Here is a 22,674-nt window from a genome sequence, read left to right as displayed (position 1 = left end):
GTAGCCTGTAACCCCGCTGGTGCAATAAAAAATGCCGCTCTTTCGAGCGGCATTTTTTTGCCCGCCGTTCGGCCGTTCAGCGGTAGGCATCCACCGGCACACAGGCGCAGAACAGGTTGCGGTCGCCGTAGACATTGTCGACCCGGTTCACCGTCGGCCAGTACTTGTGCACCCGGGTGTGGGGACTGGGGATCACCGCCTGTTCGATGCTGTAGGGCCGCTCCCAGACGCCGGCGATGTCCGCCAGGGTATGGGGCGCGCGCTTGAGCGGGTTGTCCTCGGCCGGCCAGTTGCCTTCCTGGACCTGGGCGATCTCGGCGCGGATGCTCAGCATGGCCTCGATAAACCGGTCCAGCTCGGCCTTGGACTCGCTTTCGGTGGGCTCCACCATCAGGGTGCCCGGCACCGGGAACGACATGGTCGGCGCGTGGAAACCGTAATCCATCAGGCGCTTGGCCACGTCCTCTTCGCTGATGCCGGTCTGCAGCTTGAGCGGCCGCAGGTCGAGGATGCATTCATGGGCCACCCGGCCGTTGCGCCCGCTGTAGAGCACCGGGAAGGCTCCGCTCAGGTGTTCGGCCAGGTAGTTCGCCGCGAGGATCGCCACCTCGCTGGCATCCGCCAGTTGCGGCCCCATCATCGCGATATACATCCAACTGATCGGCAGGATGCTCGCGCTGCCCCAGGGCGCCGCGCTGACCGCGCCGTTCTGCGGCAGCGGCCCGTCGATGGCCACCACCGGGTGGTTGGCCACGAACGGTGCGAGGTGCGCCCGCACGCCGATCGGCCCCATGCCCGGGCCACCGCCGCCGTGGGGAATGCAGAAGGTCTTGTGCAGGTTCATGTGGGAAACATCGGCGCCGATATCCGCCGGTCGCGCCAGCCCGACCTGGGCGTTGAGGTTCGCGCCGTCCATGTACACCTGGCCGCCGTGGCTGTGGATCACTTCGCAGATCTCGCCGATGCCTTCCTCATACACGCCGTGGGTCGAGGGGTAGGTCGCCATCAGGCACGACAGATGCTCACCCGCGGCGCTGGCCTTGTCTTTCAGGTCCTGCAGATCGACGTTGCCGGCGTCGTCGCAATCGACGATCACCACCTGCATCCCGGCCATCTGCGCCGAGGCCGGATTGGTGCCGTGGGCCGAGGCCGGGATCAGGCAGATGTTGCGCTCGCCCTGCTGGCGGCTCTCGTGGTATTTGCGGATCGCCAGCAACCCGGCGTATTCGCCCTGGGCCCCAGAGTTGGGCTGCATGCAGATCGCATCGAAACCGGTAATGGCGCACAACCAGCGCTCAAGCTCGGCGATCATCAGCGAATAACCGAGGGCCTGCTCCGCCGGGACAAAGGGATGCAGGTCGGCGAAGCCGGGCCAGGTGATGGGGACCATCTCGCTGCTGGCGTTGAGCTTCATGGTGCAGGAGCCCAACGGGATCATCGACTGGTTCAGCGCCAGGTCCTTGTTCTCCAACTGCTTGAGGTAACGCAGCATCTCGGTTTCGCTGTGGTGGCTGTTGAACACTGGATGGCTCAGGTACGGCGTGCTGCGCAACAGTTCCTGGGGAATGCCCGGGGCCAGGGCCTCGGCGTCCAGCTGCGCTACGTCCAGCCCGTGGTCGGCGCCGAGGAACACATCGAACAGCCGGGCGACGGTGCTCTCGTCGCAGGTTTCATCCAGGCTCAGGCCCAGTTGCCCGCGCCCGAGGATCCGCAGGTTGATCCGCGCGGCCTTGGCGCTCTCGATAATCGCCGTCTGGCTGCCGCCGACCTCCAGGGTCAGGGTGTCGAAGAACTGCCGGTTCAACCGGACCAGGCCCTTGCGTTCCAGGCCGGCGGCGAGAATGCAGGTCAGGCGATGCACGCGCTGGGCGATGCGCCGCAGGCCTTCAGGGCCATGGTAGACGGCATAGAAGCTGGCGATATTGGCCAGCAGCACCTGGGCGGTGCAGATGTTCGAGTTGGCCTTCTCACGGCGGATATGCTGCTCGCGGGTCTGCAGGGCCATGCGCAGCGCCACGTTGCCCCGGGCATCCCGGGACACGCCGATGATCCGCCCCGGAATCGCCCGCTTGTACTCCTCGCGGCTGGCGAAGTACGCCGCGTGGGGGCCGCCGTAACCCATGGGCACGCCAAAGCGCTGGGACGAGCCGAACACCACGTCGGCCCCCAGCTCGCCCGGAGGCGTCAGCAGCAACAGGCTCAACAGGTCGGCCGCCACGCAGGCCAGCGCCTGCTGCGCGTGCAAATGGTCGATCAGCGGCCGCAGGTCGCGGATCTCGCCGTGGGTGTCCGGGTATTGCAGCAAGGCGCCGAAGACCTGGTGCTGCCTGAGGTTGTCCAGGCTGTCGATCACCAGCTCGAAGCCAAAGCCTTCGGCGCGGGTCTGCACCACCGAGAGGGTCTGCGGATGGCAGTTCTGGTCGACGAAGAACAGGTTGCTTTTCGACTTGGCCACACGCTTGGCCAGGGCCATGGCTTCGGCGGCGGCCGTGGCTTCGTCCAGCAGCGAGGCGTTGGCCAGGTCCAGGCCGGTGAGGTCGATGGTCAGTTGCTGGAAATTGAGCAAGGCCTCGAGCCGCCCCTGGGCAATCTCCGGTTGGTAAGGCGTGTAGGCGGTGTACCAGCCGGGGTTTTCCAGCACATTACGCAGGATCACCGTCGGCGTCAGGGTGCCGTGATAGCCCATGCCGATCAGGCTGGTCCAGACCTGGTTCTGCTCGGCATAACCGCGCAACTTGGCCAGGGCGGCCTGCTCGTCCAGGGCCGGCGGCAGGTCCAGCGCACGGTTGAAGCGAATCCCCGGCGGCACGGTCTGCTCGATCAGTTCGACCCGGCTGCCCAGCCCCAGGCTGTCGAGCATCGCTTGCTGCTCGGCGGCATCGGGCCCGAGGTGACGCTGCAGGAAGGCATTGGGATCGCGTAACTGGCTCAAGGACGGCAACTGGGACATGACGGGGCTCTCTCTCAGGCGGCGCTCGGCGTCGATGCAACACGGTCAAAGCAGCATAGCAGCCGATCCCGCGTGCCGACGGTGTGGCACCGCGCGCTCGGCGGGGGCATGATGCTCGACTCCGGCGCGGCCCGCCGCCCCGCCTCGACTTCTGCTTATCGGGTATCCCATCGTCATGAGCCAGTTGCCTTTCCTGCCATTCTCCAAACCCACCATCGATGAAGCCACCATCGCCAGTGTCGGCGAAGTCCTGCGTTCGGGTTGGATCACCAGCGGCCCCAAGGTCCAGGCCTTCGAAGCGCAGCTCTCGGAATTCTGCGGCGCTCGTCCGGTGCGCACCTTCAATTCCGGCACCTGCACCATGGAGATCGCCCTGCGTATCGCCGGCATCGGCCCTGGCGATGAAGTCATCACCACGCCGATCTCCTGGGTGGCCACGGCCAACGTGATTCTCGAAGTCGGCGCCACCCCGGTGTTCGCCGATATCGACCCGGTGACCCGCAACCTCGACCTGGACCAGGTGGAAGCGGCCATCACCCCACGGACCAAGGCCATCATCCCGGTGTTTCTCGCCGGCCTGCCGCTGGACATGACGCGCCTCTATGCCCTGGCGCATAAACACGGCCTGCGGGTGGTGGAAGATGCCGCCCAGGCGCTGGGCTCAAGCTGGAACGGCGAACGCATCGGCGCTGGCGGCGACTTTGTCTCGTTCAGTTTCCAGGCCAACAAGAACGTTACCTGCAGCGAGGGCGGCGCCCTGGTGCTGAACAATGCCGAAGAGGCGCGCCTGGCGGAGAAGTACCGCCTGCAGGGCGTGACCCGCCATGGTTTCGACGGCCTGGACGTGGACGTGCTGGGCGGCAAGTTCAACATGACCGACGTCGCAGCCGCCATCGGCCTGGGCCAGTTCGCCCATATCGATGCGATCACCGCGCACCGTCGCGAGCTGGCCCGGCACTACTTCGAGTGCTTCGGCAGCGACTTCGAAGCCCGCTACGGTGCCCAACTGCCACCGGCGGATTTCAGCAACAGCAACTGGCACCTGTTCCAGCTGGTGCTGCCGGAGCGGCAGGACGGCCAGCCGGCGCGAGCGACCTTCATGGAACAGATGCAGGAACGCGGGATCGGCATCGGCTATCACTATCCGCCGATTCACTTGCTGAGCCTGTACCGCGAGCGCGGCTTCAAGGAGGGGATGTTCCCGGTGGCGGAACGGGTGGGTCGCCTGATCGTCTCGCTGCCGATGTTCACCGCCATGGGCAAGGACGATGTCGAACGCTCGGTCGCCACGGTGAAGGCTGTCCTGCAAGGTAGATAAAGACATAACCGGCCGCTGGAGGCTGGCCCTTGCACTATTCAAGACGCTCAATGCCCTGCATTGGGCGTTTTTTATTTCAGCGATAAATACAGTTGCCAATCGCTATATAAGCTTCCACTTATCTGATTCTTTGCGCCAAAAACCAGACTCCCGGAAGTGCTCACTTTAATTACACACGTAAGCGCATGATAAACCTGCACGAATAAATATATTAAATTTCCGCAGCTTCGATTGCCCGCCCAACAATAGCCAATGATTCTATAGGTCAACTTTTTGCCTGCTATGTTTACTTAGGACTGGGCAGTGGAGACAAAAAGCCACTACCCAGTTTAAAACTCCGCAACAAAAACAATGTTTCAACTTACCCGAAATGGAGTTCATAAAATGAGCAGCCAGCAAATTATCCTGTACATCGAAGAACAACAACTGATTGCCCAGAAGAACAACAACTACAGCCTTTACCTGGCCAAGAAAGTAAACAATGACTTCACCGTCATCTGGCAATCCAAGGGCCCTGTTGCCACTGTCAACAACCCCAGTTACCAATATAGAAACACCTTCGATGTCGTCACCCCGTCGTTCATGGTCAACTACACCAATGACCCGGTCAGCAGTGGCGATGTCACCTTCACCTCCGGCGGCAAGAACCTGCCGATCAGCACCGGCCAGATCACCACCCTCGATGCCAACGGTGTGTTCACCCCGGCCAAGAACGGCGGCGTGCCCTCGGACATCCTCATCAACAACCAGCTGCAAGGCAATCCGCATCAAATCCTGCTGGATTCCAACGGCAACAACATCTGGGTGAACCGTCAGAGCGGCATGAACATCGGCACCGCGACGCTGACCCCAAAAAGCCAATACCAACTCTGGTTCGGCAACCTTCAGGAAACCGGCTCGCTGATCGCCGTCAACCTGTCCAATCCCTATGTAGTCACCCTGAAGGATGGCGAAAGCGCCACCATTACCTACACCGACAGTGGCACCTGGGTGACCGGCGAACCGGCCAAGCGCCTGAGCGCTGCCGAAATCAAGGCTCTGCACGCCAGGGTCGGGATCGCGGCATAGTCCGCGGGGCGGATCGAGCAGCGGTTGCTAAAAGCCCTCAGAGCACTGCGCAATACCCTGGGCAGTCTTAGGCTCGCAAACGCCGCTCAAGCAAAAAACCCTGTACATCATGGATCTACAGGGTTTTTTATTGAACGTATCCAAGCCCTGGTCGAACTGCAGCGCAATCATCCACGGGATAAACGTGAGATTAGCCATGAGCAATCAAACCATCATCGTTTATATTGAAGAAGAGCAACTTGTTGCACAAAAGGTAAACAACCAAAGCCTCTGCCTGGCCAAGAAAGTGAATAACTCCTTCACCGTTATCTGGCTGTCAAAACCTCCGTTCGCCGCACCGAACCAACCAACCTATCAATATAAAAACACCCTCAACATCACCAGCAACTCTTACATGGTCAATTTCACGAACACTCCACTGCAACAGGGGGACGTCAACTTTACCTCAGGAGGAAAAAACCTACCCATCAATACGGGTCAAATAACAACTTTGAGTCAATATGGTGTATTCACCCCCGCACGAAATGGCGGTACGCCGGGAGATGTTTCAATAAACAATCAACTTCCGGCCAACCCCAGCGAAATATTACTGGACTCAACAGGACTCAACCTCTGGGTGAACTGCACAGGCGGCATGAATATAGGTGTCGCCACCATGACACCGCAAAACGAGTTCCAGTTATGGTTCGGTCCGACCCAGGCGGCGGGCACGCTGATTCCCAGCAACCTGTCCAACCCTTATGTTGTCAGCGTGAATGACGGAGAAACCAAAACCGTCACCTACACCAACAGTGGTGTCTGGGTGAGTGGTGAACCCATGGCGAGGCTGACGACAGAAGAAGTCATGGCACTGCACGCCAGGGTGGACAGGGCCGTGATGCAGGCCAGAACGCTGCGCCGCTCGACCAGCCCCTGAGGTATCGAGCGTTCATGCCTGTGTAGAACGAAAAACGCCGCGTACCCGACAAGGGGAACACGGCGCTCATGTAACGGACTTGCTGCCGCCAGCGATTATTCGCCGATAGCGGCCTTATAACCGGCTGCGTCGAGCAGCTTCTCAAGATCGGCGGCATTGGCTGGCTTGAGCTTGAAGATCCAGGCGTCGTACGGCTCGCTGTTGAGCAGCTCCGGGCTGGCGCTCAGCTCTTCGTTGACCGCGATCACTTCGCCGGCCACTGGCGCATAGATGTCGGAAGCGGCTTTCACCGACTCGACCACACCGGCCGCATCGCCAGCACCGAACACGTTACCGACTTCAGTCAGCTCGACGAACACCACGTCGCCCAGGGCTTCCTGGGCGTGGTCGCTGATGCCCACGGTCACGGTGCCATCGGCTTCCAGACGGGCCCATTCGTGACTTTCGGCAAAACGCAGGTCAGCAGGGATATCGCTCATGTTCTGTGTCCTCAAGAAGAAATGTCAGCGGTGTTGCCGCCGGAAATAAGTTAGATCAAGGTTTTGCCATGACGCACGAAGGTCGGTTTGACCACCCGGACCGGGTACCACTTGCCACGGATTTCCACTTCGGCACGGTCGGCAGTCGCCATGGGCACCCGCGCCAAGGCGATCGATTTGCTAAGCGTAGGAGAGAAACTACCACTGGTGATCTCCCCTTCGCCAACATCGGCGATGCGCACCACCTGGTGGGCCCGCAGCACGCCACGCTCTTCCAGCACCAGGCCGACCAGTTTGTGCTTCACCCCACGGGCGCGCTCGGCCTCCAGCGCCGTGCGCCCGATGAACTTACGCGACGCCGGTTCCCAGGCGATGCTCCAGCCCATGTTGGCCACCAGCGGTGAAACCTCCTGGTCAATGTCCTGGCCGTAGAGGTTCATGCCGGCTTCCAGGCGCAGGGTATCCCGGGCGCCGAGGCCGATCGGGGAAATGCCCGCACCCACCAGGTCGTTGAAGAACGCTGGGGCCTGATCGGCGGGCAGGACGATTTCCAGGCCATCCTCGCCGGTGTAGCCGGTGCGCGCGATGAACCAGTCGCCATCGGCCTGGCCTTCGAAGGGTTTGAGTTGCTGGATCAGGGTGCCGCGCGACTGGGTCACCAGTTCGGCGATCTTGTGTCGGGCCTGGGGCCCCTGGATAGCCAGCATCGCCAGCTCGGTGCGTTCGTGCAGTTGCACCTGGAAGGTGCCCAGCTGGGCGTGTATCCAGGCGATGTCCTGGTCGCGGGTGGCGGCGTTGAACACCAGGCGATAACCGGCCTCGGTGCGGTAGACGATCATGTCGTCGACAATGCCGCCGTGCTCGTTGAGCATGGCGCTGTACAAGGCCCGGCCGGGGCTGTGCAGGCGTTCGACATCATTGGCCAACAGGTACTGGAGCCAGGCCTTGGCCTGGGGTCCGTCGACATCGATCACGGTCATGTGGGATACATCGAAAACCCCGCAATCGCGTCGCACCTGATGGTGCTCCTCGACCTGCGAGCCGTAATGCAGAGGCATATCCCAACCGCCAAAATCGACCATCTTCGCGCCGAGGGCGAGATGAAGGTCATACAGAGGCGTGCGCTGTCCCATGGGTTTCTCCTTCCGGGCGTGGCGAAGGTGCGGGCGGTTGCCCTGTGAGCTGAAAGCCTTGAAATAGATGGCTTTCAGACAACTACGACGACCAGATCAGAAAGATCGCCCGCACCGAATGCCGCGCATTGTAGCTGCAAGGTGTGACCCTGGCACCTAACCGATTCGATGAGCGGAGCGGCGAATCAGGCCAATCACCGGTAGCAATCCCACCAGGACCAGGGTCAGGGCCGGCAGCGCCGCCCGCGACCATTCACCCTCGCTGGTCATCTCGAAGATCCGCACCGCCAGCGTGTCCCAGCCGAACGGGCGCATCAGCAGGGTGGCGGGCATTTCCTTGAGCACATCGACGAACACCAGCAGCGCGGCACTCAGGGTGCCGGGCAGCAACAGCGGCAGATACACTTTGAAAAACAGTCGCGGCCCACCGACCCCCAGGCTGCGCGCCGCTTCCGGCAGCGAGGGCCGGATACGCGCCAGGCTGCTTTCCAGCGGCCCGTAGGCCACTGCGATAAAACGCACCAGGTATGCCAGCAATAACGCCGCCAGGCTGCCCAGCAATAGCGGCTTGCCCGCCCCGCCGAGCCAGCCCGACAGCGGGATCACCAGCTCGCGGTCCAGGTAACTGAACGCCAGCATGATCGACACGGCCAGCACCGAGCCCGGCAAGGCATACCCGAGGTTGGCCAGGCTGACGCCGGAACGGATCGCCCGGGTCGGCGCCAGCCGTCGGGCAAACGCCAGCAACAGGGCCACGCTGACCGTGATCAGGGCCGCCATGGCGCCCAGGTACAGGGTATGCAGGATCAGCCCGGCATAACGCTCGTCGAGGTCGAAACGGCCACGCTGCCAGAACCACACCAGCAGCTGCAGCAGCGGAATCACGAAGGCGCAGGCGAACACCAGAACACACCAGCCCGTGGCCGCCAGGGCCTTGACGCCATGCAGGTGGTACAGCGCCTTGCCCCGCGGCCGCTCGTTACCGGAACGGCTGGCGCCCCGGGCGCGGCGCTCGCCGTACAGCACCAGCATCACCGCCAGCAGCAACAGGCTGGCCAGCTGCGCGGCGCTGGACAGGCTGAAGAAGCCGTACCAGGTCTTGTAGATGGCGGTGGTGAAGGTATCGAAGTTGAACACCGCCACCGCTCCGAAGTCCGCCAGGGTTTCCATCAGCGCCAGCGCCACGCCGGCGCCAATGGCCGGCCGCGCCATGGGCAAGGCCACGCGCCAGAACGCCTGCCAGGGCGTTTGCCCGAGCACCCGCGCGGCTTCCATCAGGCCTTTGCCCTGGGCCAGGAACGCGGTACGCGCCAGCAGATACACATAGGGGTAGAACACCAGCACCAGCACCAGGATCACCCCGCCGGTGGAGCGCACCCGCGGCAGGCGCAGGCCGGTGCCGAACCATTCTCGCAGCAGGGTCTGCACCGGGCCGGAAAAATCCAGCAGGCCGACGAAGACAAAGGCCAGCACATAGGCCGGAATCGCGAAGGGCAGCATCAGCGCCCAGTCCAGCCAGCGGCGCCCGGGGAATTCGCAGAGGCTGGTCAGCCAGGCCAGGCTCACCCCCAGCAGCGTCACACCCACGCCCACGCCCAGCACCAGGGTCAGGGTATTGCCCAGCAGGCGCGGCATCTGGGTGTCCCACAGGTGCGACCAGATCTGCTGGTCGACCGCCTGCCATGACAGCAGCAGCACGCTCAGCGGCAGCAGCACCAGGGCGGCGACGGCGAAAACCAGCGGGTACCAGCGGCGTTGGGCGGGATGGGCCACGACAAACTCTCAGGCGAGGTGGATCAGTAAAAGGGCAATCGCGAACCGGATAAATAAAACGCCCCGCAAAGGCGGGGCGCAGTATAACCAGCGGATCAGTTCCAGCCAGCACGGTCCATCAGGCGAATGGCTTCTGCCTGGCGCTTGCCGGCCACTTCCACCGGCAGGGTGTCGGCCACGAACTTGCCCCAGGCCGCCACTTCGGCCGATGGCGGCACGCTTGGGTTGGCCGGGAATTCCTGGTTCACGTCGGCGAAGATCTTCTGCGCCTCCGCGGTGGTCATCCACTCCACCAGGGCCTTGGCGGCTTCCGGATGTGGCGCGTGCTTGGTCAGGCCGATGCCCGACAGGTTGACGTGCACGCCGCGGTCGCCCTGGTTCGGCCAGAACAGTTTGACCGGCAGTTCCGGCTTCTGCTTGTGCAGGCGGCCGTAGTAGTAGGTGTTGACGATGCCCACGTCGCACTGGCCGGCGTTGATCGCCTCGAGCACCGCGACGTCGTCGGAGAACACGTCGGTGGACAGGTTGTTGACCCAGCCCTTGACGATTTCCTCGGTTTTCGCCGCGCCGTGGGTTTCGATCAGGGTGGCGGTCAGCGACTGGTTGTAGACCTTCTTCGCCGTGCGCAGGCACAGGCGGCCTTCCCACTGCTTGTCGGCCAGGGCTTCGTAGGTGGACAGCTCGGACGGTTTCACCCGGTCGGTGGAATAGGCGATGGTCCGCGCCCGCAGGCTCAGGCCGGTCCAGGCGTGGGAAGCAGCGCGGTACTGCGGCGGGATGTTGGCGTCGACCACCTTGGAGGTGAACGGCTGCAGGATGCCCATCTGCTCGGCCTGCCACAGGTTGCCGGCATCGACGGTGAGCAGCAGGTCGGCGGTGGCGTTCTCGCCTTCGGCCTTGATCCGCTGCATCAGCGGCGCTTCCTTGTCGGTGATGAACTTCACCTGGACCCCGGTTTTCTGGGTGTAGAGATCGAAGACCGGCTTGATCAGCTCGTCGATGCGCGAGGAGTAGACCACGACTTCGTCGGCTGCCTGGGCAGTACCGCCAATGAGGGTGAGGGCCAGGGCGGTCAGTAGACGCTTCGGTGCCAACATGGGAGCAGTCTCTCGAAATCAAAGGGAAGCAAATGATAAGGACTAGCATTTGCCTTCTCAAACCGAACAGGAAACCGAGGCGTTACCAGATGTTGCATGAACCGCCGGGCCCTTGAGGTCAGGCCCTGGCCAGCTCCGGCAGATCCCCGCTCAGGCCCAGCGCCTGACGCACGAACAGCGCCTTGGCTTCGGGCATCTGGTCGACCATTTTCAATCCGGTGTTGCGCAACCAGCGCAGCGGCAGCGGATCGGCCTGGAACAACCGCTCGAAGCCTTCCATCGCCGCCATCAGCGCCAGGTTGTGCGGCATGCGTCGCCGCTCGTAACGGCTGAGCACCTTGGTGTCGGCCAGGCGTTCGCCGCGGCTGGCCGCTTGCAGCAGCACCTCGGCCAGCACCGCGGCATCGAGGAAGCCCAGGTTGACCCCCTGCCCGGCCAGCGGATGGATGGTGTGGGCCGCGTCGCCGATCAGGGCCAGCCCTTCGGCGACGTAGCGCTTGGCATGCCGCTGGCGCAACGGCACGCAGAGCCGCGGGTCGGCGCTCAGCACCGAGCCCAGACGGCCTTCGAAGGCGCGCTCCAGTTCACGGCAGAAGTCGTTGTCGTCCAGGGCCATCAGGCGCTCGGCCTCGCTTGGCGTGGTCGACCAGACAATCGAACACCAGTCCTGCTGCCCGTCACGCTCCAGCGGCAGGAAAGCCAACGGGCCGTTGTCGGTGAAACGCTGCCAGGCGGTCATCCGGTGCGGCTCGCTGCAGCGCACGCTGGTGACAATGGCGTGATGCAGGTAATCCCATTCGCGGGTCGCGCAGCCGGTCAGGCGCCGCACCGCCGAATGGGCGCCGTCGGCGGCGATCACCAGCGGCGCGCGCAGGCTGCGGCCGTCGGCCAGGGTCAGCAGCCAGTCGTCGCCGGAACGGCGCATCTGCTCCAGGCGGGCGTTGGCCAACAGGCCGATGTCGCAGTTGTGCAGGCGCTCCAGCAGCGCGTCCTGGACCACGCGGTTCTCCACGATATGACCCAGCACTTCGGCGTGCACGCTGGCGGCCGAGAAATGAATCTGCCCGGTGCCGCTGCCGTCCCAGACCTGCATCTCGGAATAGGGGCTGCTACGCCGCCGGGTCACCCCTTCCCAGACACCCAGACGCTCGAGAATCCGCTGGCTGGCCGCCGACAACGCACTCACCCGCGGCTCGAACGGTGCCTCGTCGTCGAAGGGTTTGACCTTCAGCGGGCTGCCATCGAGCAGCAGCACTTCCAGGCCACTGTCCTGCAACGCCAGCGCCAGGGCGCTCCCGACCATTCCGGCCCCGACAATCAGCAGATCTGCACGCATTTCCATGCTTTAAGCCTGTCTCGCTCGCGGCTTGCGCCGCCGGTAAAAGGTTTTGTCGAACCGCACCACCTGGGGCTCGACACTGTGCGCAGCGCTGCCCAATCGACAGCCTGGCCACTCACGCATCGGGACGGGTGCCCAGCCCCATGGCTTGCCGCGCGAACCAGCGCTTGGCAGGTGGCAGCAGATCCAGGCCCAGCAGCCCGATATTGCGCCCCAGGGACACCAGCGGCAGCTTGCTGCCGAACAACCGGGTGACCTGGTCGGAAAAGCCCACGGTCAGGTCCTGGTCCAGGCGCTGCCGCTCGCGGTAGGCCTGCAAGATACTGAAGTCGCCCGGCGCCGTCGGGCTGACCAGCAAGGCGTCGGCCAAGGCCTGGGCGTCGCGCAGTGACAGGTTGAACCCCTGCCCGGCGATCGGGTGCAGGCTATGGGCCGCGTTGCCCAGCACCACCAGATGCGGGCGCACCTGTTCCTCCGCCTCCACCAGCGACAGCGGGTAAAGATGCCGCGCCCCCACTTGCTTCAGGGTGCCCAGGCGATAACCGAAGACCCCCTGCAATTCGCTGAGGAAGCTGCGCTCGTCCAGCGCGGCGAGACGCTGCGCGTCCATGCCCTGGCGGGTCCAGACCAGTGCGCAGCGGTTCTCCGGCAGCGGTAGCAGGGCCATCGGCCCGTCGTCGGTGAAGCGCTCGAAGGCCATGCCGTTATGGGCTTCGCTCGGGGTGATATTGGCGATCAGCGCACTCTGGTTGTACGGGCGTTTGCGCACCCCGATCCCCAACTGTTCGCGCAGCCCGGAGCGACCGCCGTCGGCCAATACCGCCAGCTCGCAGTCCAGGCTGGTTTCATCGTTGAGGGTCAGGCGATAGCCGTCTTCCAACGGTTCCATGCGCGTGACTTCGGCCGGGCAGCGCCAGCTGACCACGTCCTTGTCCAGCCCCTGCCACAGGCATTGGCCGAGCCAGGCGTTTTCCACCACATAACCCAGGGCGGGCACGCCCTCCTCCATGGCCGACAGCCGCGCGGTGGAAAACCGCCCGCGGTCGGACACATGGATCTGTTTGATCGGCTCGGCGCGACGGGAAATTTCCTGCCACAGGCCCAGCCGCTGATAGATCTGCCGCGCGCCGAACGACAGCGCCGAAGAACGCGCGTCGTAGCTGGGCTGATAGCTGTTGCCCGGGGCGAACGGCTCGATCAGCACGATCTTCCAGCCGCGCGCCTTGGCGCCGGCCTGCAGGGCCAGAGCCAGGCTGGCACCGACCAGGCCGCCACCGATGATCGCCAGATTGACCCGGTTCATGCCGCGCAGGTCCGGGCGGCGGCCATCAGTGCCTCGATCTCGGCCACGGTCTTGGGCACGCCGCCGGTGAGAATTTCACAGCCTTGCTTGGTTACCACCACGTCATCCTCGATGCGCACGCCAATGCCGCGCCATTTCTTCGCCACGTTCTGGTTGTCCGGCGCGATGTAGATGCCCGGCTCGACCGTGAGGGCCATGCCGACTTCCAGCACCCGCCACTCACCGCCGACCTTGTATTCGCCGACGTCATGCACATCCATGCCCAGCCAGTGGCCGGCGCGGTGCATGTAAAACGCCTTGTAGGCTTCGCTGGCGATCAACTCGTCCACTTCGCCTTCCAGCAACCCCAGACCGACCAGCCCCGCGGTGATCACCCGGACGGTCGCCTCATGGGCCTGGTTCCAGTGCTTGTCGGGGGCGATCTCGGCAAATGCAGCTTCCTGGGAAGCCAGCACCAACTCGTAGATCGCCTTCTGTTCGGCGGAGAACTTGCCATTCACCGGCCAGGTGCGGGTGATATCGCTGGCATAACAATCGATCTCGCAACCGGCGTCGATCAGCACCAGATCGCCGTCCTTGAGCAACGCATCGTTCTGCTGGTAATGCAGGATGCAACTGTTGCGCCCGGCCGCGACGATCGACCCGTAGGCCGGCATCTTCGCTCCGCCCCGACGGAATTCGTAATCCAGCTCGGCCTCCAGGCTGAACTCGTACAGGCCGGCGCGGCTGGCCTGCATGGCGCGCACATGGGCCTGGGCGGAAATCCGCGCGGCCTCGCGCATCACCTTCACCTCCGCCGCCGATTTATACAGGCGCATGTCGTGCAGCAGATGATCCAGGGCAACGAATTCGTTCGGTGGCTGGGCCCCCAGATGGGCCTTGGAGCGAATCACGTTGATCCACTCCATCAGGTGGCGATCGAACTCGGGGTTGCTGCCCATGGCCGAATACACCCGGTCCCGGCCTTCGATCAGGCCCGGCAGGATGTCGTCGATATCGGTGATGGGGAAGGCATCGTCGGCGCCGTAATCGCGAATCGCCCCTTCCTGGCCGGCCCGCAGGCCGTCCCAGAGCTCGCGCTCGGCGTTGCGTTCGCGGCAGAACAGGATGTACTCGCCATGCTCGCGCCCGGGGATCAGCACGATCACCGCCTGGGGTTCGGGGAAGCCGCTGAGGTACTGGAAATCGCTGTCCTGACGGTAGACATGCTCGACGTCGCGATTGCGGATCGCCACGGCGGCGGCCGGCAGGATCGCGATGCTGTTGGGTTCCATCTGCGCCATGAGCGCCTTGCGGCGGCGGGTGTATTCCGATTTCGGGATATGGATCATGGGCAGACGGATTTCCCTATCGAGCGATCAGTGCAGAGAAGGCTTGGCGGCCGGTGCAACCGTCTTGTTGGTTTCGGTGAACAGCAGCAACGGCGCAACCCGCAGGTATTCCATCACTTCCATGTAGTCGCTTTCGCCGTCGTCGGATTCTTCCAGCGCGTCCTGGACCTGGGCGATCGCGGCAAGGTCCTGCAACACTTCCGTGGCCTCGGCGCTCAGGGCGCTGCTGTCGCGGGAGTTCAGGCCGAAGCCGGTGAGGAAGCCCTGGCACCATTGGCCCAGCGCGGCGGCACGTTCGGCCAGCGGCGCGTCGTCGGAGGGCAGCAACAGGACGACGGTCATGTCGTCGCTGGTCAGCTCGCCCTTGACCATTTCCTGCAGGCCGATCAGGGCGTTGCGGACATTGTCCTGCGGCTCGCCTTCGAGCACCTCGGCGGCGTCGATCAGCCAGCCGTCGACTTCGAAACCCGCGCCGGCGCAACTGCGACCCAGCAACAGGCCATGCAATTCTGCGGGCGAAACAGGGTGACCGCTGCTGAGCAGGGTGGCGAAAGCGTTGTACGGGGAATTCTGAATGGGCATGGGCAGCTAGGCGCCAAGCGGCGCAATGTCTAGAATGAAGGCCTTGTATCCTAGCATCGGCAGACGCGCCAAGACCATCGAGGCCGTCAACTCGTTTGCCCAGGCAGTTGCCACTCATCAGACAAATTCAGTGGGATCCAATGGAAGACACCGACCTGCAAGCGCTGATGGCCAGACTCGAACTGCTAATTGACCGGGTGGAGCAACTAAAGAGTCAAAACGCACTCTTATTAGCTCAGGAAAAGACTTGGCGCGAGGAACGCGCGCACCTCATTGAAAAAAACGAAATCGCCGGCGTAAGGTCGAATCGATGATTTCGCGCCTCAAGGCCCTGGAGCAAGACTCATGAGTTCAAGCAATAGCGTTACCGTGCAGATCCTCGACAAAGAATATTCGATCATCTGCCCCCAGGAAGAACGCAGCAATCTGGTGAGCGCCGCCCGGTACCTGGATGGCAAGATGCGCGAGATCCGCAGCAGCGGCAAAGTCATCGGCGCCGACCGCATCGCCGTGATGGCCGCCCTCAATATCACCCACGACCTGCTGCACAAGCAGGATCGCCCCGATATCCAGGCCAGCGGCTCGACCCGCGAACAGGTGCGCGACCTGCTCGAACGCGTGGACCTGGTGCTCGCTAGCGATACCGACACAACCAAGGCTGATTCCTGAGGGTGGTTGCGGTATAATCCTCGCCACTCCCTGGGGTGCTTGCCAGTTGGCGATGTCCCTGAGCCGATTTGCACTACCCTGGAAGTTGCACGTTGGGCCGGTGTGCATGTCCGCTAGACGGAAAGCCTTAACGCCTACTGCATCTTCCGCCTTGAACTTTCGGGTTCAAGGGCTAAGTCGACAGCGGTTCATCCGGGGAGCCTGAATTCCAGATCAATGCCAGCTATGCCCATAGCTGGCATTTTTCTTTTCGGCTCCGGGGTTGTTTAGCGGTACGCTGTCCTGCCTACCCTGCCTGGACCCGAGTGACCATGACCGAACCGGCGCCGCTTTCCCGCCCGCAACTTCGACGCATGCTGCGCAAGGCCCGCCGCGCCCTCACCGCCAGCGAACAACACCAGGCCGCCCGCGGGCTGTATCGGCAGCTGGCGCAGCATCCGCTGTTCCGCCGCGCCCGGCACATATCCCTTTACCTGCCCATGGACGGTGAAATCGACCCGCGCCCACTGCTGCGTGCCGCGCAGCGCCGGGGCAAGGCGACTTACCTGCCGGTGCTCAACGCCTGGCCACGGACCAAGATGGTGTTCCAGCGCGTGCGCCCGGGGGAAAAACTGCGGCCCAACCGCTTCCGCATCCCCGAACCACGGGTGAACCTGGCCCGACAACGCAAAGTCTGGGCGCTGGATCTGGTGCTGTTGCCTTTGGTCGGCTTCGACGAGACAGGCGGACGCCTGGGCATGGGGGGTGGTTTCTATGACCGCAGCCTGGCTTATCTGGCGCGGCGCAAAAACTGGCGCAAGCCGACGCTGCTGGGGCTGGCCCACGAATGTCAGAAAGTCGCGAAACTGGATCAGGCGAGCTGGGATGTACCGTTGCAAGCAACGGTGACCAGCAGGAAATGGTACTTCGCGAAGTAGGCGCCACTGACAAATAGCGACGCCCAGGCGGGGATCAACGCTTGTAAGGCTGCTGCTGTTGCGTGAGTTCGACCGGGGCCTCGGTCTTGTTGGCCCACAGGCTCTGCGCATAACCGGTTGTCACTACGCCCAAACCGAACAAAATAACCAAAATCCATAGTAAATCCGGTTTGCGTTGCATCGATTGCCCCCCTCAGGCAAATCACACGCGATGACAGCAACGGTTTCCACAACAGGCCGTGCAGCAGCGTCAAGCTTAAAATTCCGGCATTCTGCGATAACGTGAACCGACACGCAAATGCTGACGTCAACCGACCGTCGGTTTGTCATGAAATCGCCCATCCATCCCTCAGGAGACCCAAAAAGATGGCTTATTGGCTGATGAAATCCGAACCGGACGAACTCTCGATCGAGGGTCTCGGGATCCAGAACCGGGCGCGCTGGGACGGTGTACGCAACTACCAGGCGCGCAATTTCCTGCGGAACATGGCGGTGGGCGACCAGTTCTTCTTCTATCACTCCAGTTGCCCGGAGCCAGGCATTGCCGGGATCGGCCAGATCATCGAGGCCGCCTACCCCGACCCGACCGCCCTGGAGCCGGACAACCCGCATTTCGACCCCAAGGCCAGCGTCGAGAAAAACGCCTGGAGCGCCGTCGACGTGGCCTACGTCGAGACCTTTCCCAAGGTGCTGCGCCTGGACTACCTGAAACAGCAGACCGCCCTCGCCGAACTGCCCCTGGTGCAGAAAGGCAGCCGGCTGTCCGTGATGCCGGTGACCGCCGAGCAATGGGCGGCGGTGCTGGCACTGCGCTGAGTAGCCCACAATCGACATTTATCCAGGCATCCCGCGCACAACCAACTAGGCTTGCCCGTTCATTTGACGGACATCAAGCCGCCCCGAGGCTTGAGCCGCCAGACTAGGACGCTATAGCTGCTGGGATGCCTCAATGTCGACGAATCACCGTTCCTCCCGTCTTTTTGCCTGCGCCTTGCTGGCCCTGCTGTTGATCGCCGGCTGCGTCGGTTACTGGAAATCCAGGCTCGACCGCCTGCCCGAAGGCCTGAACATGGGCAACGGCCGACTGGAAGCCACCGAAGTGCAGATCGCCAGCAAGACCCCCGGGCGCCTGGCCGAAGTGCTGGTCGACGAAGGCGACAAGGTAACCAAGGACCAGCTGCTGGCGCGCATGGACACCCGCACCCTGGAAGCCCAGCGCGCCCAGGCCGAGGCCGATGTGGTGCGCACCCGGGAAAACCTCACGGCAGCCGAAGCCAACGTGCAACTGCGCCAGAGCGAACTGCTGCTGGCCACCCAGGAGCTCAAGCGCTCCCAGGAACTGTTCAGGCGCGGCTTCGCCAGCCAGCAGATCATCGACCAGCAACAAGCTCGCCTGAACACCGGTAACGCGGCCGTCCAGGCAGCCCAGGCCCAGGTCGCCGCCGTGCGCGCCGCCATCGGCTCGGCCCAGGCGCAAGTTGCCCAGTTGACCAGCGAAATCGACGACAGCAGCCTGCGCGCGCCCATCGACGGCATCATCCAGCTGCGCCTGGCCGAACCGGGCGAAGTGCTGGGCGCCGGTGGCCGAGTGTTGCGGCTGATCGACCCGAGCGACCAGTACATGAACCTCTATCTGTCCGCCTCGGTCACCGGCCGCCTGGCGGTCGGCAGCGACGCGCGGATCCTGCTCGACGCCCTGCCCGACCAACCACTGCCGGCGAAAATCAGCTTTGTCGCGGCCAAGTCCCAATTCACCCCCAAGGAAGTGGAAACCCGCGACGAACGCCAGAAGCTGGTGTTCCGCGTCAAGCTGCGGCTGACCCAACCCAGCGCCGTGCCGCAGGCCAAGCCGGGCATGCCCGGCGCCGGTTACGTGCGCACGGCTGAGGTGGGCTGGCCGGCCAACCTGCAATGAACGGGCTGGCGCTGTACGCCACGGGCATCCAGCACCGCTACGGCTCGCGACAAGCCCTGGTCGACCTCGCCTTCAGCCTGCCCAGCGGCACCCGCTGCGGGCTGATCGGCCCGGATGGCGCCGGCAAGTCGAGCCTGCTGGGGTTGATCGCCGGGGTGAAAAAGCTGCAGCAGGGCGAACTGCAGGTGCTCGGCGGCTCCATCGAACAACGCCGGCATCGCAACAGCCTGTATGCGCGGATCGCCTTCATGCCCCAGGGCCTGGGCGGCAACCTGTACCCCGATCTGTCGATCCAGGAAAACATCCGCTTCTTCGCCACCCTGTTCGGCCTGTCGAAAAGCGAATGCGAACAGCGCATGCACAACCTGCTGCTGGCCACCGACCTGCTGCGCTTCGGCGAACGGCCCGCGGGCAAACTCTCCGGCGGCATGAAACAGAAGCTCGGGCTGTGCTGCGCACTGATCCATGAGCCGGACCTGCTGATCCTCGACGAGCCCACCACCGGCGTCGATCCGCTGTCTCGCCGGCGCTTCTGGGAGCTGGTGGAAGAAGTGCGCCGGCAGCGCCCGCAACTGACGCTGCTGGTGGCCACGGCCTATATGGAGGAAGCCGAGCAGTTCGAGCACTGCCTGATGCTCGACCGCGGCCGGCTGATTGCCCAGGGCTTGAGCCGCGAGCTGGCCAGCGTCACGCCCAGCGGCAAGCTGGATGAGGCCTTCACCCACTTCCAGGGCGACAGCGGGCAGGACAGCCAGCCGCTGGCGATCCCGCCCAGAACCGCCAGCGATCAGCAGATCGCCATCGAGGCCCATGAACTGACCCTGCGTTTCGGCGATTTCACCGCGGTGAACAAGGTCAGCTTCGCCATCGGCCGCGGCGAGATTTTCGGTTTTCTCGGCTCCAACGGCTGCGGCAAGACCACCACCATGAAGGTCCTGACCGGCCTGATGCCGGCCACCGAGGGCAGCGCCAAGTTGCTGGGCAACCCGGTGGACGCCAAGGACCTGGCCACCCGCAAGCGGGTGGGCTTCATGTCCCAGAGCTTTTCCCTGTATGGCGAGCTCAGCGTGCGCCAGAACCTGGTACTGCACGCCCGGCTGTTCGACCTGCCCCAGGCCGAGAGCGGCCCGCGCATCGAAGAGTTGATCCAGCGCTTCGACCTCGATGAGATTGCCGAGCAACCCTCCGGCGCCCTGCCCCTGGGGTTGCGCCAGCGCCTGTCCCTGGCCGTGGCGGTGCTGCACCGCCCGGAAGTGCTGATCCTCGACGAACCGACCTCGGGCGTGGACCCGGCGGCCCGGGACGATTTCTGGCGGCTGTTGATCGAACTGTCGCGGGAACAAGGGGTGACCATCTTTCTCTCCACGCACTTCATGAACGAAGCCCAGCGCTGCGACCGGATCTCGCTGATGCACGCCGGCAAGGTGCTGGCCTGCGACACGCCGGCCGCCCTGCAACGGCAATTCGCCGGCGACACCCTGGAAGCCGCCTTCGTCCGCTGCCTGGAGCAAGCCCAGGGCACGGTGGAACCGCCGCCCCCGGCCAATCCTCAGCCCGAGGCCGCTGGCGCGATCCGTGGCGATCGGCGACGCTTCAGCCTGTCGCGCCTGAGCGCCGTGGCCACCCGCGAAGGCAAGGAGCTGCTGCGCGACCGGGTGCGCCTGGCGTTCGCCTTGCTCGGTGCCCTGTTCATGATGGTGATCTTTGGCTACGGCATTTCCCTGGACGTGGAGAACCTCGCCTTCGCCGTCTACGACCAGGACCAGACACCGCAAAGCCGCGCGTACCTGGAGGCCTTCCGCAGCTCCCGCTACTTCAAGGAGCAGCGGCCGATCCGCGACGCCGCCGAACTGCACCGGCGCCTGCAACGCTCGGAGATCAAGCTGGCCCTGGAGATTCCTCCCGGGTTCGGCCGCGACCTGTATGCCGGGCGCCAGCCCGTGGTGGCCGCCTGGCTCGACGGCGGCATGCCGTTCCGCGCCGAAACCAGCCGCAACTATGTAGAAGCCGTGCACCAGGCCAACCTGGAAGAGCTGGCCGAACGCAGCAGCCCGGCCCTGGGGCAACCGCCCGCGGCCAGGCTGGAAACCCGCTTTCGCTACAACCAGGACGTGGTCAGCGTGAATGCCATCGGCCCCGGGGTGATGGCGCTGATCCTGGCGTTCATCCCGGCGATGCTCACGGCCCTGGGTATCGTCCGTGAGAAGGAGCTGGGCTCGATCACCAACTTCTACGCCACCCCGCTCAAGCGCCTGGAGTTTCTCCTGGGCAAGCAGGCGCCCTACCTGGGCCTGAGCCTGATCAACCTGGCGCTGCTGGCGGCCATGAACCGCTGGCTGTTCGGCGTACCGTTCAAGGGCAGCGGCCTGACCCTGGCCTTCGGCGGCCTGCTCTACGTGCTGGCGACCACCAGCATGGGGCTGCTGATTTCGGCCTTCACCCGCACCCAGATCGCGGCGATCCTCGGCACCATGATCATCACCAGCCTGCCGACCATCCAGTTCTCCGGGCTGATCGTGCCGCGCTCGTCCCTGGACGGGGCCGCAGCGCTGATGGGGCAGCTGTTTCCTTCCGGCTACTTCCTCGACATTGCCGTGGGCACCTTCACCAAGGCCCTGGACCTGCGCCAGCTGTGGCCACAGTGCCTGGCGCTGTTCGGCTTTTTCCTCGGATTCACCGGGCTGAGCCTGGCGATGCTGAAAAAACAGGAGGCCTGATGCACCGTTTCAGCCACATCCTGCGCCTGGGCATCAAGGAACTCACCAGCCTGCGCCACGACAGCGTGTTGCTGCTGTTCCTGCTGTACGCCTTCACCGTGGCCATCTACATGCCCGCGGCCGGCTCGGTGATCGGTGTGCACAACGCCAGCGTGGCGCTGGTGGACGAGGACCACAGCCAGCTTTCCCGCCAACTGGCCGAGGCCCTGCAACCACCCGAGTTCCAGGCCCCGGTGCCGCTGCCCTACGACCAACTGGACCAGGTCCTGGACAGCGGCCGGTTCACCTTCGTCATCAATGTGCCGGCCAACTTCCAGAGCGACCTGCTGGCCGGACGCCAACCCAGCGTGCAGGTGAACATCGACGCCACGGCCATGAGCCAGGCCTTCATGGGCGCCGGCTATATCGGACGGATTTTCCAGCGCGAGCTGCTCAGTTACGGCAGCCAGGCCACCCCGGCCAGGCAGGTGCCGGCGCAGTTGACCAGCCGCGCGCTGTTCAACACCAATCTGCAGGGTGGCTGGTTCCTGGCGGTGATCCAGATCGTCAACAACATCACCATCTTGGCGATTGTCCTGACCGGCACGGCGCTGCTGCGCGAGCGCGAGCACGGCACCCTCGACCATCTGCTGGTGCTGCCGCTGACGGCCCTGGAAATCATGCTGGCGAAGGTCTGGAGCAACATGCTGGTGGTGGTGCTCTGCACCTGGCTGTCGCTGGAAGTGATAGTCAAAGGCGTGCTGGGAGTGCCGCTGGCCGGGTCGCTGACGCTGTTCCTCGGCGTGACGGCGCTTTACCTGTTCGCCAGCACCGCGCTGGGGATCTTTCTCGCCACCCTGGCGCGTTCGACCCCGCAATTCGGCTTGCTGTCGATTCCGGTGATTATCCCGATGCTGTTGCTGTCGGGCGGTACCACCCCGCTGGACAGCATGCCCCAATGGCTGCAATGGGTGATGCAGGGCTCGCCGTCGACCCACTTCGTCAGCCTCAGCGCCGCGATCCTGTTTCGCGATGCCGGCATCCGGGTGGTCTGGCCCGACCTGCTGGCCCTGGCGGCGATCGGCCTGCTGTTCTTCGGCATCGCCCTGGCGCGGTTTCGCCGGAGCCTGGCGTCCTGAACGCGGAATATACCTGCAACGTGTAGGTGCGAAGCTTGCTCACGATCAG

General features: G+C 64.0%; 19 protein-coding genes, 1 other RNA gene and 1 pseudogene. 11 read left to right on the top strand and 10 right to left on the bottom strand.

Features of this window, described 5'->3' with window-relative positions:
* Positions 1-76 precede the first annotated feature (76 nt).
* Complete coding sequence (gcvP, locus tag ACQKQA_RS22300) at positions 77-2,950, bottom strand: aminomethyl-transferring glycine dehydrogenase (RefSeq protein ID WP_427562475.1); 2,874 nt, start codon at positions 2,948-2,950, stop codon at positions 77-79.
* Positions 2,951-3,125: 175 nt separating this feature from the next.
* Here gcvP and ACQKQA_RS22295 point away from each other — a divergent pair, with 175 nt between their 5' ends.
* From ACQKQA_RS22295 to ACQKQA_RS22285, 3 genes are all read left to right on the top strand, one after another.
* The gene (locus ACQKQA_RS22295; protein WP_427562472.1) at positions 3,126-4,268 is read left to right on the top strand and encodes a DegT/DnrJ/EryC1/StrS family aminotransferase; all 1,143 of its coding nucleotides are present in this window, start codon (positions 3,126-3,128) and stop codon (positions 4,266-4,268) included.
* Positions 4,269-4,652: 384 nt separating this feature from the next.
* Positions 4,653-5,336 carry a hypothetical protein gene (locus ACQKQA_RS22290; RefSeq protein WP_427562469.1) on the top strand — a complete coding sequence of 228 codons (684 nt, stop codon included), beginning with the start codon at positions 4,653-4,655 and terminating at the stop codon, positions 5,334-5,336.
* A 196-nt stretch (positions 5,337-5,532) separates the two neighbouring features.
* A complete protein-coding gene (locus ACQKQA_RS22285; protein WP_427562466.1) occupies positions 5,533-6,252 on the top strand; it encodes a hypothetical protein in 720 nt (239 codons plus the stop codon).
* Between the two features lie 95 nt (positions 6,253-6,347).
* Here the strand turns inward: ACQKQA_RS22285 and gcvH are convergent, their stop codons facing one another.
* The 8 genes from gcvH to ACQKQA_RS22245 form a co-directional block, all read right to left on the bottom strand.
* A complete protein-coding gene (gene gcvH, locus ACQKQA_RS22280) occupies positions 6,348-6,731 on the bottom strand; it encodes a glycine cleavage system protein GcvH (protein WP_427562463.1) in 384 nt (127 codons plus the stop codon).
* A gap of 50 nt (positions 6,732-6,781) precedes the next feature.
* On the bottom strand, positions 6,782-7,864 hold the full coding sequence (gcvT, locus tag ACQKQA_RS22275; protein WP_427562461.1) for a glycine cleavage system aminomethyltransferase GcvT: 1,083 nt from the start codon (positions 7,862-7,864) through the stop codon (positions 6,782-6,784).
* A gap of 156 nt (positions 7,865-8,020) precedes the next feature.
* Positions 8,021-9,637, bottom strand: a complete 1,617-nt coding sequence (locus ACQKQA_RS22270) for an ABC transporter permease (protein WP_427562458.1) — start codon at positions 9,635-9,637, stop codon at positions 8,021-8,023.
* 95 nt (positions 9,638-9,732) lie between these two features.
* Positions 9,733-10,734, bottom strand: a complete 1,002-nt coding sequence (locus tag ACQKQA_RS22265) for an extracellular solute-binding protein (RefSeq protein ID WP_427562455.1) — start codon at positions 10,732-10,734, stop codon at positions 9,733-9,735.
* Between the two features lie 118 nt (positions 10,735-10,852).
* Positions 10,853-12,070 carry a 2-octaprenyl-3-methyl-6-methoxy-1,4-benzoquinol hydroxylase gene (locus tag ACQKQA_RS22260; protein WP_427562490.1) on the bottom strand — a complete coding sequence of 406 codons (1,218 nt, stop codon included), beginning with the start codon at positions 12,068-12,070 and terminating at the stop codon, positions 10,853-10,855.
* A 118-nt stretch (positions 12,071-12,188) separates the two neighbouring features.
* On the bottom strand, positions 12,189-13,376 hold the full coding sequence (gene ubiH, locus ACQKQA_RS22255) for a 2-octaprenyl-6-methoxyphenyl hydroxylase (RefSeq protein WP_427562453.1): 1,188 nt from the start codon (positions 13,374-13,376) through the stop codon (positions 12,189-12,191).
* On the bottom strand, positions 13,373-14,707 hold the full coding sequence (pepP, locus tag ACQKQA_RS22250) for a Xaa-Pro aminopeptidase (protein ID WP_427562451.1): 1,335 nt from the start codon (positions 14,705-14,707) through the stop codon (positions 13,373-13,375). Before pepP ends, ubiH begins: the two co-directional genes overlap by 4 nt.
* A 27-nt stretch (positions 14,708-14,734) precedes the next feature.
* On the bottom strand, positions 14,735-15,289 hold the full coding sequence (locus tag ACQKQA_RS22245; protein ID WP_427562449.1) for a YecA family protein: 555 nt from the start codon (positions 15,287-15,289) through the stop codon (positions 14,735-14,737).
* Between the two features lie 140 nt (positions 15,290-15,429).
* Here ACQKQA_RS22245 and ACQKQA_RS22240 point away from each other — a divergent pair.
* From ACQKQA_RS22240 to ACQKQA_RS22225, 4 genes and pseudogenes are all read left to right on the top strand, one after another.
* Positions 15,430-15,638 (top strand): annotated as a pseudogene (locus ACQKQA_RS22240) (TIGR02449 family protein).
* Positions 15,635-15,958, top strand: a complete 324-nt coding sequence (locus ACQKQA_RS22235; RefSeq protein ID WP_427562446.1) for a cell division protein ZapA — start codon at positions 15,635-15,637, stop codon at positions 15,956-15,958. Before ACQKQA_RS22240 ends, ACQKQA_RS22235 begins: the two are co-directional and overlap by 4 nt.
* 24 nt (positions 15,959-15,982) lie before the next feature.
* Positions 15,983-16,161: non-coding RNA, 6S RNA (gene ssrS / locus ACQKQA_RS22230), on the top strand.
* A 108-nt stretch (positions 16,162-16,269) separates the two neighbouring features.
* Positions 16,270-16,875 (top strand): 5-formyltetrahydrofolate cyclo-ligase, encoded by a 606-nt coding sequence (locus tag ACQKQA_RS22225; RefSeq protein WP_427562444.1) that lies wholly within the window; start codon positions 16,270-16,272, stop codon positions 16,873-16,875.
* Positions 16,876-16,909: 34 nt separating this feature from the next.
* Here the strand turns inward: ACQKQA_RS22225 and ACQKQA_RS22220 are convergent, their stop codons facing one another.
* Positions 16,910-17,056, bottom strand: coding sequence for a hypothetical protein (locus tag ACQKQA_RS22220; RefSeq protein WP_427562441.1), 147 nt, complete (start codon positions 17,054-17,056; stop codon positions 16,910-16,912).
* A gap of 185 nt (positions 17,057-17,241) precedes the next feature.
* On the opposite strand from ACQKQA_RS22220, the gene ACQKQA_RS22215 reads away from it, so the two are divergent.
* From ACQKQA_RS22215 to ACQKQA_RS22200, 4 genes are all read left to right on the top strand, one after another.
* Complete coding sequence (locus tag ACQKQA_RS22215; RefSeq protein ID WP_427562438.1) at positions 17,242-17,691, top strand: EVE domain-containing protein; 450 nt, start codon at positions 17,242-17,244, stop codon at positions 17,689-17,691.
* Positions 17,692-17,824: 133 nt separating this feature from the next.
* Positions 17,825-18,790 carry an HlyD family secretion protein gene (locus tag ACQKQA_RS22210; protein WP_427562435.1) on the top strand — a complete coding sequence of 322 codons (966 nt, stop codon included), beginning with the start codon at positions 17,825-17,827 and terminating at the stop codon, positions 18,788-18,790.
* Positions 18,787-21,507, top strand: coding sequence for a ribosome-associated ATPase/putative transporter RbbA (gene rbbA / locus ACQKQA_RS22205; protein ID WP_427562432.1), 2,721 nt, complete (start codon positions 18,787-18,789; stop codon positions 21,505-21,507). The genes ACQKQA_RS22210 and rbbA overlap by 4 nt, the downstream gene beginning before the upstream one ends.
* Positions 21,507-22,625 carry an ABC transporter permease gene (locus tag ACQKQA_RS22200; protein WP_427562430.1) on the top strand — a complete coding sequence of 373 codons (1,119 nt, stop codon included), beginning with the start codon at positions 21,507-21,509 and terminating at the stop codon, positions 22,623-22,625. Before rbbA ends, ACQKQA_RS22200 begins: the two co-directional genes overlap by 1 nt.
* Positions 22,626-22,674: the final 49 nt, after the last annotated feature.

The organism is Pseudomonas sp. NPDC089530 (assembly GCF_050280705.1).
Lineage (GTDB): Bacteria > Pseudomonadota > Gammaproteobacteria > Pseudomonadales > Pseudomonadaceae > Aquipseudomonas.
The sequence above is the reverse complement of the archived record's forward strand: the minus strand, read 5'-3'. Positions and strand labels throughout refer to the sequence as shown.